Here is a 12,808-nt window from a genome sequence, read left to right on the forward strand (position 1 = left end):
TGTTTCATGGTCGCTTTAATATTTGTAGGATAATACTTGCTTTGTAAATGTATTGGCAATAATTGCATAGCCGTTATCATTTGGGTGTACTTGGTCAAATAATAACTCTTTTTTATCATTCGATATTAATTTGCGAATTGGTAAAACGATAGATGGTTGATTTGCTTTGGAAATGGAATAAACAGATTCATTCCAGCCATCTAAAAACATATCTGCATAACTTGCGATGGAGTCATCGAGTTGTAACGGGTTATAGAGTTCTGAGAGAATGAGTAAAGCGTCCGGATTTTGATCTCGAACTGTCTTTACAATACTTTTTATATCCGCTTCAAAATGGGCTTTTTCTTTATTTAACATTTTTATACCATCTATAACACCAACATCACGATTTAAACGAAATAAATTATTTCCTCCAATATTAATTGTAATTATATTTGCTGCTCTAATTTTTTCCTTTACATCTTCTGATTGAACTTTTTTAGCGAGACGATCTGTTGTAAGACCGTTTACCCCAAGGTTTTCTACTGTAATTGGTTTATGAATTTGTGCTTCTATTTGCTTAGAAGCTAATTCAGCAAATCCACCTTGTGTCGATCCATATCCTTTAGCGAGTGAATCACCTAATACAAGATGATAAAAAGATTCGTTTGTTTGCTTATCAATCCAATTTGGGGCAGATGTTTTTTCTGTTTTTTCTTCAGATTCATTTTGTTTTGTCTCGTCGTTCTTTTCAAAATAAGAATAAGAAATGATCAGAAGGAGGAGACAAACAATTGTTAAGATGACTTTTTTCATAAATTCATCCTCCTTGTAATTGGTAATTGTATCATATTCAGCAGTATTAGCAATGTAAGGGCATATTATATGTTTATGAAAAGTTTATAATAACTTTACAGAAAATTTGTTGAAGTTTGTCAAAAAATATTGACGATAGGAAAGAACTTTATATATGATAATGTCAGATAAGGTGAAACTTTAATGAGTGGGAGCTTTATTTCCTATTAATTAATAGTCTTCATCAATCGGGCGTTTAAGGGGACTACTCGTTAGCGCAGGGTGAAATGAAAATTGTGTCTCTAATAGAAGAAAAAAGGTATGTGGTTAGAGACAGATAGGGATTCATTTCATTATTTCTGGTAATTGTATAAGGGGGATTTTTTGTGAAAAAGTCAAAAAAAATGCTAGCTGGAGCAACTCTTGCTATTGGTGTTATAGCGCCGCAAGTATTGCCAGCAACAGCTCATGCGGATGAGCAAACTAGGGAGAGTACAGTTAACTTACGAATTCTAGAAACATCAGATATTCACGTTAACTTAATGAATTACGATTATTATCAAACGAAAACAGATAATAAAGTAGGTCTCGTACAAACTGCAACACTCGTTAATAAAGCACGTGAAGAAGTGAAAAACTCTGTCCTATTTGATGATGGGGATGCATTACAAGGGACACCGCTTGGAGATTATGTAGCAAATAAAATAAAAGATCAGAAGAATCGTGTGGATCCTAGTTATACACACCCATTATATCGTGTAATGAATTTAATGAAGTATGACGTCATCTCTCTTGGGAATCATGAATTTAACTACGGTTTAGATTATTTAAAGAAAGTGACTAGTAAAACAAAAATTCCGGTTATTAACTCGAATGTCTACAGAGATGACCATGATGGTAATGATGAGAATGACGAGCATTACTTTGATAGACCATATCATATTTTAGAGAAAGAAGTAGTGGATGAAGCAGGCCAAAAACAAATAGTGAAAATTGGTGTAATGGGATTTGTTCCACCACAAATTATGAATTGGGATAAAGCGAATTTAGAAGGACAAGTTAAAGCGAAAGATATAGTTGAAACAGCGAAGAAAATGGTACCAAAAATGAAAGCAGAAGGTGCAGATGTTATCGTTGCACTAGCTCATTCCGGTGTTGATAAAAGTGGATACAACGTTGGTATGGAAAACGCGTCGTATTATTTAACAGAGGTTCCTGGCGTAAATGCAGTATTAATGGGACATTCACATACTGAAGTGAAGGATGTATTTAATGGTGTTCCAGTTGTAATGCCGGGTGTTTTTGGTAGTAACTTAGGTATTATTGATATGCAATTGAAAAAGGTAAACGGAAAATGGGAAGTGCAAAAAGATCAGTCTAAGCCGCAACTTCGTCCGATTGCTGATAGTAAAGGTAATCCATTAGTAGAATCTGATCAAAAATTAGTTAATGAAATTAAAGATGAACATGAAAAGACAATCGAATATGTAAATACACATGTAGGTGAAACGAAAGCACCAATTAATAGTTATTTTTCATTAGTACAAGATGATCCTTCCGTACAAATTGTGACAAATGCGCAAAAATGGTACGTAGAACAAGAACTTAAAAAACCAGAATACGAAAAGATTAAAGATATTCCAGTTTTATCTGCAGGAGCACCATTTAAAGCAGGTGGCCGAAACGGTGCAACATATTATACGGATATTCCAGCTGGAACGTTAGCGATTAAAAACGTTGCAGATTTATACGTGTATCCAAATACGTTATATGCTGTAAAAGTAAATGGGGCACAAGTGAAAGAATGGCTTGAAATGTCTGCAGGTCAGTTTAATACAATTGATCCAAAGAAAACAGAAGAACAGCCGTTAGTAAATATAGGCTATCCTACATATAACTTCGATATTTTAGATGGCTTAAAATACGAAATTGATGTAACACAACCGGCGAAATACGATAAAGATGGAAAAGTTGTAAATGCAAATACGAATCGTATTGTAAATATGACATATGAAGGTAAGCCAGTAGCTGATGATCAAGAGTTCATCGTCGCTACAAATAACTATCGTGGAAGTAGTCAAACGTTCCCAGGTGTAAGTAAAGGGGAGGTTGTATACCAATCACAAGATGAAACACGTCAAATCATTGTGAAGTATATGCAAAAAATAAAAAATATTGATCCAGCAGCTGATCAAAATTGGACGTTTAAACCGATTGTTGCAGATAAATTAAATACAACATTTGATTCTTCACCAAATGCACAAAAGTATATAAAGAAAGATGGGAACATATCATATGTTGGACCATCTGAAAATGAATTTGCTAAATATGCAATTGATATAACGAAGAAAAATGATGATAAAGAAACTGGTGAAGGAAATCCAACGACACCGCCAACAGGTGGGGGAGAAAATCCAACAACACCGCCAACAGGTAATGGAGAAAACCCAACACCACCAACAGAAGAAGGTAATAATGGTAATGAACCAAAACAAGATGGAAACAATACTGGATCTGGACAAACTACAACAGATGATCAAAATACAAAAGAAACAACAACAACTGTAAGTGAAAATAAAGAAGCTGAAAAAGATGAACGTGATTTACCGAAAACAGGTGCAAGTATTGCTTCTACAATTGGAGCGGGTCTTGCGTTTGTTGGAGCGGGATTACTTATGTTATTTAGAAGAAAGAAAGCGAATAGATAGTCGAGAAATATAAAAAGGATTACCGATTTGGTAATCCTTTTTATTATATTATGAAACTGGTACTGCTTTTTCTTTTTTCCATGAAAGGCCGAATCCAGTAAAGCCGACGATAATGGTTACGACTGGACATGCTAAACAGAAGATTGCGTATGGCAGGTAATCGAATGTTGGAACGCTAAGAACGTTTGTTAAGAATACGCCACTTACACCCCATGGTACGAGTGGATTAATTACTGTACCAGCATCTTCTAATACTCGTGATAAATTACGACGTTCTAAACCGACTTCATCGTATTTATTAGCAAATGCTTGTCCTGTTAAAACGATGGATAAGTACTGCTCACCGAGTAAGAAGTTTACACCAATTGCAGTTGAAGCAGTAGAAATAATTAAGCGTGTACTAGTTTTTACGAAGCTAGAGATAATATTCATCAGCTGCGCTATAATACCCATTCCTTGTAATAATCCTCCCATACAAAGAGCTAGGAAAATAAGAGCAATTGACATCATCATACTTTGCAGGCCACCGCGAGATAATAAGCTATCAATATCTTTGATACCAGTTTTAGAAACGTAACCGTCTTGCATAATTTTTATTAAATCAGCTAAAGAAGTGCTAGGTTTAAAAATAAAGAGAATAATAATCCCTACCACAATTCCTGCAAGTAATGTTGGAACTGCGGGTACCTTTTTAAATGCGAATAGGAACAGTAATAAAATAGGAATCAGTGTAACGATAGAAATCGTTGCATTTTTTTCTAATGTGTTAATAAATGCTGAGAAATCAACGTTTCCACCAGATCCGCTTCCTAAAATGAAAAATGCGATAAAAGCAATAATGAAAGCTGGCACTGTTGTCCAAAGCATGTTACGAATATGTTCAAATAAATCTACACCCGTTACAGCAGGCGCTAAGTTTGTTGTATCAGATAAAGGAGACATTTTATCTCCGAAGAATGCCCCAGAAATAATTGCCCCAGCAATAAGAGCTGGATCGTATCCAAGGGCAGCACCCATTCCCATAAAGGCAAGTCCTACAGTTGCAGCAGTTGTAAATGCACTACCGATACTCGTTCCAACAATTGCACAAACAACAAAAACAGTTGGAACGAAAATTTTTGGAGATACAAGTTGGAAGCCGTATACCATTAAAGTTGGAATAGTTCCAGCTGCGATCCAAATGCTAATTAATACGCCTACAAGTAAGAAAATAAATATAGATGGAATACCAGCTGAAATACTACTTATCATTCCTTTTTCCATAGTAGACCAATCAATTTTTTTCATAAATCCAAACGCTAATAAAAGAACGATGCCAAATAAAATCGGGATGTGTGGTGAAACTTCTAATTTGATAACACTAAAGCCAATGCAGAAAAAGATAAAAATTGTTAAAAGAACAGACTCAATTTTTGAAACCATTGTTTTCCCCTCCTAAGTAATGTGAAATAGCTCTTTTTTATATAAAATTCGCCAATATTGTATATTTCCTTCTAAAATTTAGAATTTTGTGACAAATTACTGGTAATTGTTTGTTCTTCTATATGATACGGAAAAGATTGGATAAAAAAACGTCCCTGCATATAATTATGCAGGGACGAAGAAATCGCGGTACCACCCTAGCTTGTGAAATGAATGTATCACAAAATAAAGGGTCATATGATATGCGCTTATAAAATAAAAAACGCCCCTGCAATATATGCAGGGACGAAAAATTCGCGGTACCACCCTAAATTGTGAAACAGTGTCGTTTCACCACTCTTTAGACATAACGGTCTATAACCGTCTTTCACTACTCCTCACGTTTCGTAAAAGAAGCTCCAGGGGGTAATTCATAATTCGCTCTGTACTGGTTCGCACCGACCACCAGCTCTCTGAAATCAGAAATCGAAATACTACTAAATCCTATCAACGCCGATTCATATGATGTTAGTTAAATTTTTATCATATTTTCATCTTACATGTCAATAAAAATATTAAATGTTTTTTTAGGGAAATAAAGGATAATTGTTTTTAACGCTGTAAAAATGTACGTTATAATGAATTTGAAAGGGGGAGGAAAGAGTGAAGAAAAAAATAATTCTTTTTACCACTTTATTAGTTATTGGAGGAAGTGCTGGAATTTACACAGCTTTTGCGGCTGAATCAGAGCAGTTGAAACAAAAGCAAATACAACAGTCAGAAGTGAAGAAAGTAAAAGAAATAGAAGAGAAGAAATCAATGGAAAAAGCAGCAGAAAAACTAGGAGTTTCTACTGAGGGGAAAACAAAAGAAGAGGTTACGAAAGAAGTAAATACCGCTAGATTTGAGAAGCGTCATGATTTATTAATTGAGCACGCTAAGCAACTTGGAATTGATACAGAGGGGAAAAAAGATGAAGAAATTATTTTAGAAATTGGAAAGATACAGCATGGAAAGTAGAACAACTTATCGTATGATAAGTTGTTCTTTTTTAAGAACTATTTGATTTTAAAATAATTGACAGTCATTCGGATTTAATGTTAACTATATTTATAAACGAGTTAACATTAGGGGTGACAATTGTGACAATAAATAGTAAAACGATTGAAAAATCATCTTATACATATGAAGAATTAGCAGAGAAAAATAAAGCTTACGTATGGCACCCATTTACACAAATGAAAGATTATTTAGAAGAAGATCCTGTCATTATTGAACGTGGAGAGGGAAGAAAACTATACGATGTAAATGGTAATGAATATTGGGATGGTGTTTCATCTATATGGTTAAATGTTCACGGACATCAAGTACCGGAATTAGATGAAGCAATTCGTGAGCAATTAAATAAAATTGCTCATTCTACTATGTTAGGACTTGCTAACGTTCCATCTATTTTATTAGCAGAAAAAATTATTGAGGTTGTACCAGATGGATTGAAGAAGGTATTCTATTCTGATTCAGGTTCTACCGCTGTTGAAATTGCAATTAAGATGGCTTTCCAATATTGGCAGCATAAAGGGAAAACAAAGAAACAAAGATTCGTTACATTAAAAGAAGCATATCACGGTGATACAATTGGAGCTGTTTCGGTAGGAGCAATAGACTTGTTTCACCAAGTGTATAGTTCGCTCTTATTTGATGCGATTAAAATGCCGTATCCATATACATATCGTTCTCCTTACGGAAATAATAAGGAGGAAATTGTAAAAAGCCATTTAGAAGAAATGGAAGAATTGTTGAAAGAAAAGCATGAAGAAGTAGCTGCCATCATTGTAGAGCCATTAATGCAAGGTGCTGGCGGAATGATTACAATGCCAAAAGGATATTTAAAAGGACTGCGCGATTTATGTACAAAGTACAATGTATTATTTATTACAGATGAGGTAGCGACTGGATTTGGGCGTACAGGGAAAATGTTTGCGTGTGAACATGAAAATGTGACGCCAGACATTTTAACTGCTGGGAAAGGTTTAACAGGTGGATATTTACCAATTGCAGTTACGGTAACGACAGATGAAATATATAATGCCTTCTTAGGAGAATATGAAGAACAAAAAACATTTTTCCATGGACATAGCTACACAGGTAATCCGTTAGGGTGTGCCGTAGCAATCGCGAATTTAGAGCTATATGAAAAAACAAATTTAATAGAAGAAGTGGCACATAAAACGGATTATGTGGCAGCGCAATTAGAAAAGCTCTTTGCGTATAAACATGTAGGTGATATTCGTCAGTGCGGATTAATGGTTGGTATTGAGCTTGTGAAGAATAAGGAAACGAAAGAAGCGTTTGACTGGACAGAAAGAGTCGGTGTTCAAGTATGTAAACGCGCAAGAGAGCTGGGTATGATCTTACGACCGCTCGGTAATACGATTGTATTTATGCCACCTCTTGCTTCTACAATTGAGGAGATTGATGATATGTTACGTATTTTGTATAAAGCAATCTCGGATGTTACGGAGGGAGAATAATGAGCGGTTTTTTTATAACAGCAACAGATACTGAAGTGGGGAAAACTGTCGTTGCCGGTGCATTAGCCGGTGTATTTAGAGAATTGGGATATAACATCGGAGTATATAAACCGTTGCAAAGTGGGCATGTTGCATCAAACCCTGAGGGAGATGCGGCAAGGTTAAAAGCATTATCAGGTGTGCCGACACAAGAAAATGAAATTTGCCCTTATTCTATTGAAGAACCACTTGCTCCGAGACTTGCCATGAAAAGAGCTGGAAGAGTAGTAAAGTTAAAAGAAATTACTGATTACTATAATGAACTATTAAAAGAGTTTAATAGCTTATTTGTAGAAGGGGCAGGTGGGCTTGCTGTCCCATATACAGAAGATGCTTTAGTAATTGATTTTGCAAAAGAATTACAGTTGCCTCTTATTGTAGTAGCTCGTCCTACATTAGGAACAGTAAATCATACAGTGTTAACGATTGCTTATGCAAAGGCGCATGGCTTAACCGTAGCGGGTGTCATTTTATCAGGTTGCAAAGAATGTGAAATGGAAAGAGTGCAAGAAAATAAAGAGATGATTGAAGAGCTGAGCGGGGTACCAGTTTTAGGATTATTACCATTCTTTGAAGGTGAGTTTACGAAAGAAGAAGTATTAGAATCTGCAAAAGAACATATTATGATTTCAAAATTAGAGGAGTTTATCCAAAATGAATCAAACGTGGCGGGCGCACCTTCAATGTAAATTACAACAATTACATGAGCAAGGGCAGTATCGTGATTTGCATGTAACAGAGAAGGCAGAAGAGACTTGGCTTATTCGAGATAAAAAAAGGATGTTAAATTTAGCGTCAAATAATTATTTAGGGTTAGCTGGAGATGAAAGGTTAAAAGAAGCTGCTATTGCCTGTACAAAAAGATATGGAACTGGAGCGACTGCCTCTCGTCTCGTTGTAGGAAATCATCCATTATATGAAGAGGTTGAGAGAAGCATATGTGACTGGAAAGGTACTGAAAGAGCTTTAATTGTAAATAGTGGGTATACGGCAAATATAGGTGCCATATCTTCTTTGGCCTCTCGGCACGATATTGTTTTTAGTGACAAGTTAAATCACGCAAGTATTGTTGATGGAATCATATTAAGCGGGGCAGAGCATAAAAGGTATCGTCATAATGATTTGGATCATTTAGAGAAGCTGTTGAAAATGGCTTCGCCTGAAAGCAGAAAATTAATCGTAACAGATACCGTTTTTAGTATGGATGGTGATACTGCGTATTTGAGAGATTTAGTACAGCTGAAAGAGAAATACGGGGCAATCATTATAGTCGATGAAGCACATGCGAGTGGAATATATGGAATCGGCGGAGCTGGGTTATCTCATATAGAAAAAAATCTTGCTCAAAAAATTGATATACATATGGGGACGTTTAGCAAGGCTTTAGGGTGTTATGGTGCGTATTTGACAGGTGATGAAATTTATATAGAGTATTTACAAAATATGATGAGAAGCTTTATTTTTACTACAGCTTTACCACCAAGTACGTTAGGAGCAGTGCAAAAAGCAATTGAAATTGTAAAAGAAGATAATGAAAGAAGAGAGAACCTTATAGCAAACGGAGAATACTTCAGAACTAAATTAAGGGATGCTGGTTTTGATATTGGGAATAGTTCAACTCATATTGTACCGATTGTAGTCGGTTCAAATGAACATGCTTTACGATTTAGTAAAAGGTTGCAAGAGGCAGGGATTGCGGCCATTGCAATTCGTCCGCCAACTGTGCCGGTTCATAGTTCTCGAATTCGCTTTGCAGTTACATCGCAACATACAATAGCTGATTTAAAATGGGCTATTGACCGAATTATTCACATTGCGAAAGAAGAGGAGATTTTCGTATGAACGAGCTAAAGATTATTTTTATCCCCGGATGGGGAATGGAAGAGAATATTTGGGATTTAGTACTTCCGTATTTTAAAGGATATCCTGTTGAATGCGTAGATTGGCGTAATGTGAAAGAACGAAGTGAATTTGCGGAACGAATTATAGATGTAGCGCATAACGACAACGTAATTTTAGTTGGATGGTCACTAGGAGCGTTAGCAGCAGTTGAAGCTTATAAAAAGATTCAGGCAAAAGGCATCGTATTAATTGGTGGGACTGCTAAATTTACAAATACGAGCGACTATAGTAATGGATGGAATGCTTTGCATATAGAACGGCTGAAAAGGAATTTGGCGAGAAGGAGAGAGGATACGCTCAAGCGTTTTTATGAAAATATGTTTACGAAAGATGAGCTAAAAGGGAATAAAAACTTTGAAGACATTGTAGACCGTTTTAAAGGTGATTCTATTCAGTCTTTACAACTAGGTTTGGATTATTTAATAGAAACAGATATGAGAGAAGAACTAAAAGAAATTAAAGTACCTATACTACTTATTCACGGAGAACAGGATGTAATATGCCCATTGTCTGCGGCACGTAGTATGACGGAGAATAGCAGCAGCGAGCTGAAAGTAGTAAGTGAAGCAGGGCATGCATTATGTGTAACGAATTTTGAATATTGTGCAAATGAGATAATTCAATTTGTAGAGGGGATACGACATGATCAACAAAACGTTACTACAAAAACGGTTTAATGGGGCAGCCGTATCTTACGATCGATATGCAAATGTACAAAAAAAGATGGCACATTCATTACTTTCAATCTTAAAGGAACGATATAGTGAAACGGCATCAATACGTATTTTAGAACTGGGATGCGGGACGGGGTATGTAACAGAACAATTATCAAAGTTATTTCCGAAAGCACATATTACAGCAGTTGATTTTGCTGAAAGTATGATTGCGATTGCGCAAACTAGACAAAATGTAAAAAATGTAACGTTTCACTGTGAAGATATTGAGCAATTACGATTAGAAGAATCATATGATGTCATTATTTCAAATGCTACATTTCAATGGTTAAATAATTTACAACAAGTGTTAAGAAATTTATTTCAACATTTGTCTATAGATGGGATATTACTCTTTTCAACGTTTGGACATGAAACATTTCAAGAATTGCATGCTTCGTTCCAACGTGCGAAAGAAGAAAGAAATATAAAAAATGAAATATCGATTGGTCAACGTTTTTATTCAAAAGATCAGTTGCTTCATATATGTAAGATAGAAACAGGGGATGTGCATGTTTCTGAAACATGTTACATAGAGAGTTTTACAGAAGTTAAGGAGTTTCTGCATTCTATTCGAAAAGTAGGAGCAACTAATAGCAATGAAGGATCATATTGTCAAAGTCCCTCACTCTTTCGTGCGATGCTACGCATATACGAAAGAGACTTCACGGGAAATGAAGGGATAATGGCAACGTATCATGCTTTATTTATACATATAACAAAAAAGGGGAAGAGATGAAATGAAACAAGTACAAACAAAAAGGGATTGGAAAAAACTTGCATACGACGTAGTGGAAGAGAAAATGATTACGAAAGAAGATGCAATAGCGATATTAGAAGCTGATGATACAGAAGTTTTAGAAATTATGAATGCAGCTTACATTATTCGCCATCATCACTTTGGTAAGAAAGTAAAATTGAATATGATTATTAATACGAAATCTGGATTATGTCCTGAAGATTGTGGATATTGCTCACAGTCTATTATTTCAGAAGCACCGATTGATAAATATGCATGGTTAACGCAGGAGAAGATTGTAGAAGGTGCACATGAAGCAATACGCCGTAAAGCAGGTACATATTGTATTGTAGCGTCTGGTCGTCGTCCGACGGATAAAGAGGTAAATCACGTAATTGGAGCAGTTAAGGAAATTCGTGAAACGACAGACTTGAAGATTTGTTGTTGTTTAGGTTTCTTAAATGAAGATCAAGCAGGACGTTTAGCGGAAGCAGGCGTGCACCGTTATAATCACAACTTAAATACACATGCAAATAATTACGATAGTATTTGTTCAACTCATACGTATGATGATCGTGTTGATACAGTTCAAAAAGCAAAACAAGCTGGTATTTCACCATGCTCTGGAGCAATTTTTGGCATGGGAGAAACAATTGAAGAGCGTGCTGAAATTGCATTTGAATTACAACGTATAGATGCAGATTCTATCCCTTGTAATTTCCTTGTTGCTGTAAAGGGGACACCTCTTGAAGGGCAAAAAGAGTTAACGCCAGTAGAATGTTTAAAAGTACTTGCAATGATGCGTTTTGTAAACCCAACAAAAGAAATTCGTATTTCAGGAGGACGTGAAATCAATTTACGTTCTGTACAGCCAATCGGTTTATTTGCAGCAAATTCTATTTTTGTCGGGGACTACTTAACGACAGCTGGGCAAGAGCCGACTGCGGACTGGGGTATGATTGCAGATTTAGGATTTGAGATTGAAGAATGTGCATTATAAGATAGATGAAAAAGCAAACTTGTAAAAGGGTTTGCTTTTTTTGTAAATAAAATGTAATAAATAGTTGTGAACGCTTGATATTATTGGTTTTTGAGCGAAAAAAAGAATTTTTGTGGACGAATTTTCCAAGCCCTAGTTGTACATAGTAAATATGTAATTTATATTGGGTTGGAGGATTTTACATGTACAAATACATATTAGCGATTATGACTTGTTTAATTTTAATAAAAGCAATAAGTTCTGATCCAGTTAAGGCTGCTGAAAATCCTGAACAAAAAGAGATGCAACAAAGAATCGAACAACACTTTCGAACGAAAGCTGAACATTTTGGATTGAAAACGGAAGGAAAAGATTTAAAGGAAGTTAGAAAAGAAATTACTATTATAGAAGAAGCGAAAAAAAGAGAGAATGTATGGAGAACAGCACAAGCTCTTCATATAAAAACAGAAGGAAAAACGATGAATGAATTAATAAAAGATGTACAAAAAAAGGTGAAAAAATAAAAAGAGGCCGCAGCCTCTTTTTTTTATGCCCATTGTTTTGATAAGTGAGCCATTTCAATTGCAGCAACAGCTGATTCATATCCTTTATTACCAGCTTTCGTACCTGCGCGTTCAATCGCTTGTTCAATTGTTTCTGTCGTTAATACGCCGAAAATAACTGGGATGTCCATTTGTAGTGATAAAGACGCAACACCTTTTGCTACTTCATTACAAACGTAATCGTAGTGAGTTGTAGCACCTCGGATTACAGTACCTAGTGTAATAACAGCATCATACTTTCCGCTACTAGCCATCTTTTTAGCGATTAAAGGAATTTCAAATGCACCAGGAACCCAAGCAACATCAATATCATTTTCTTCTACACCGTGACGCTTTAATCCGTCTAAAGCGCCGCCAAGTAACTTACTTGTAATAAATTCGTTAAAACGTCCAACAACAACTCCAACTTTTAATCCTGTACCAACTAAATGACCTTCGAATACCATAATAAATCTCTCC

12 protein-coding genes and 1 other annotated feature are annotated in these 12,808 nt (G+C 35.6%); of the genes, 9 read left to right on the plus strand and 3 right to left on the minus strand.

Going from position 1 to position 12,808, the window contains the following annotated elements; genetic code table 11:
- Positions 1 to 15: 15 nt before the first annotated feature.
- Positions 16 to 795, minus strand: a complete 780-nt coding sequence (locus tag AU379_RS03720; RefSeq protein ID WP_000755850.1) for a GDSL-type esterase/lipase family protein — start codon at positions 793 to 795, stop codon at positions 16 to 18.
- Positions 796 to 1,160: 365 nt separating this feature from the next.
- Between AU379_RS03720 and cpdB the strand changes: the two genes are divergently transcribed.
- Complete coding sequence (cpdB, locus tag AU379_RS03725) at positions 1,161 to 3,482, plus strand: bifunctional 2',3'-cyclic-nucleotide 2'-phosphodiesterase/3'-nucleotidase (RefSeq protein WP_061138965.1); 2,322 nt, start codon at positions 1,161 to 1,163, stop codon at positions 3,480 to 3,482.
- Between the two features lie 48 nt (positions 3,483 to 3,530).
- Here the strand turns inward: cpdB and nhaC are convergent, their stop codons facing one another.
- Positions 3,531 to 4,904, minus strand: a complete 1,374-nt coding sequence (gene nhaC, locus AU379_RS03730) for a Na+/H+ antiporter NhaC (protein WP_061138966.1) — start codon at positions 4,902 to 4,904, stop codon at positions 3,531 to 3,533.
- Between the two features lie 278 nt (positions 4,905 to 5,182).
- Positions 5,183 to 5,403, minus strand: a binding site (T-box leader).
- Between the two features lie 143 nt (positions 5,404 to 5,546).
- On the opposite strand from nhaC, the gene AU379_RS03735 reads away from it, so the two are divergent.
- The 8 genes from AU379_RS03735 to AU379_RS03770 all read left to right on the plus strand — a co-directional run bounded on the left by AU379_RS03735 (position 5,547) and on the right by AU379_RS03770 (position 12,310).
- Positions 5,547 to 5,903 carry a hypothetical protein gene (locus tag AU379_RS03735; protein WP_000726902.1) on the plus strand — a complete coding sequence of 119 codons (357 nt, stop codon included), beginning with the start codon at positions 5,547 to 5,549 and terminating at the stop codon, positions 5,901 to 5,903.
- A gap of 77 nt (positions 5,904 to 5,980) precedes the next feature.
- Positions 5,981 to 7,414, plus strand: a complete 1,434-nt coding sequence (bioA, locus tag AU379_RS03740) for an adenosylmethionine--8-amino-7-oxononanoate transaminase (RefSeq protein ID WP_061138967.1) — start codon at positions 5,981 to 5,983, stop codon at positions 7,412 to 7,414.
- Positions 7,414 to 8,142: a dethiobiotin synthase gene (gene bioD / locus AU379_RS03745; protein ID WP_000012496.1), complete on the plus strand. Its 729-nt coding sequence runs from the start codon at positions 7,414 to 7,416 to the stop codon at positions 8,140 to 8,142. Before bioA ends, bioD begins: the two co-directional genes overlap by 1 nt.
- Positions 8,108 to 9,295 carry an 8-amino-7-oxononanoate synthase gene (gene bioF, locus AU379_RS03750; RefSeq protein WP_001077288.1) on the plus strand — a complete coding sequence of 396 codons (1,188 nt, stop codon included), beginning with the start codon at positions 8,108 to 8,110 and terminating at the stop codon, positions 9,293 to 9,295. The genes bioD and bioF overlap by 35 nt, the downstream gene beginning before the upstream one ends.
- Positions 9,292 to 10,032: an alpha/beta hydrolase gene (locus AU379_RS03755; protein WP_001004163.1), complete on the plus strand. Its 741-nt coding sequence runs from the start codon at positions 9,292 to 9,294 to the stop codon at positions 10,030 to 10,032. The genes bioF and AU379_RS03755 overlap by 4 nt, the downstream gene beginning before the upstream one ends.
- Positions 9,998 to 10,807 (plus strand): malonyl-ACP O-methyltransferase BioC, encoded by an 810-nt coding sequence (gene bioC, locus AU379_RS03760; protein WP_000608907.1) that lies wholly within the window; start codon positions 9,998 to 10,000, stop codon positions 10,805 to 10,807. The genes AU379_RS03755 and bioC overlap by 35 nt, the downstream gene beginning before the upstream one ends.
- A 1-nt stretch (position 10,808) precedes the next feature.
- Positions 10,809 to 11,807, plus strand: a complete 999-nt coding sequence (bioB, locus tag AU379_RS03765; RefSeq protein WP_000815856.1) for a biotin synthase — start codon at positions 10,809 to 10,811, stop codon at positions 11,805 to 11,807.
- 182 nt (positions 11,808 to 11,989) lie between these two features.
- Positions 11,990 to 12,310, plus strand: a complete 321-nt coding sequence (locus AU379_RS03770) for a hypothetical protein (RefSeq protein WP_000280032.1) — start codon at positions 11,990 to 11,992, stop codon at positions 12,308 to 12,310.
- A gap of 23 nt (positions 12,311 to 12,333) precedes the next feature.
- Here AU379_RS03770 and ribH read toward each other — a convergent pair whose 3' ends face one another.
- Entirely contained in the window at positions 12,334 to 12,795 is a 462-nt protein-coding gene (gene ribH / locus AU379_RS03775) for a 6,7-dimethyl-8-ribityllumazine synthase (RefSeq protein ID WP_000230895.1), read from the minus strand.
- Positions 12,796 to 12,808: the final 13 nt, after the last annotated feature.

Source organism: Bacillus sp. JH7 (assembly GCF_001563515.1).
GTDB classification, from domain to species: Bacteria; Bacillota; Bacilli; order Bacillales; family Bacillaceae_G; genus Bacillus_A; species Bacillus_A cereus.

Bases quoted from the DNA above. Each gene is read 5' to 3' on its own strand.
- AU379_RS03720 (WP_000755850.1), bottom strand. From the start codon at position 795: ATGAAAAAAGTCATCTTAACAATTGTTTGTCTCCTCCTTCTGATCATT.
- nhaC (WP_061138966.1), bottom strand. From the start codon at position 4,904: ATGGTTTCAAAAATTGAGTCTGTTCTTTTAACAATTTTTATCTTTTTC.
- bioA (WP_061138967.1), top strand. From the start codon at position 5,981: ATGTTAACTATATTTATAAACGAGTTAACATTAGGGGTGACAATTGTG.
- bioD (WP_000012496.1), top strand. From the start codon at position 7,414: ATGAGCGGTTTTTTTATAACAGCAACAGATACTGAAGTGGGGAAAACT.
- bioF (WP_001077288.1), top strand. From the start codon at position 8,108: ATGAATCAAACGTGGCGGGCGCACCTTCAATGTAAATTACAACAATTA.
- AU379_RS03755 (WP_001004163.1), top strand. From the start codon at position 9,292: ATGAACGAGCTAAAGATTATTTTTATCCCCGGATGGGGAATGGAAGAG.
- bioC (WP_000608907.1), top strand. From the start codon at position 9,998: ATGATCAACAAAACGTTACTACAAAAACGGTTTAATGGGGCAGCCGTA.
- bioB (WP_000815856.1), top strand. From the start codon at position 10,809: ATGAAACAAGTACAAACAAAAAGGGATTGGAAAAAACTTGCATACGAC.
- AU379_RS03770 (WP_000280032.1), top strand. From the start codon at position 11,990: ATGTACAAATACATATTAGCGATTATGACTTGTTTAATTTTAATAAAA.
- ribH (WP_000230895.1), bottom strand. From the start codon at position 12,795: ATGGTATTCGAAGGTCATTTAGTTGGTACAGGATTAAAAGTTGGAGTT.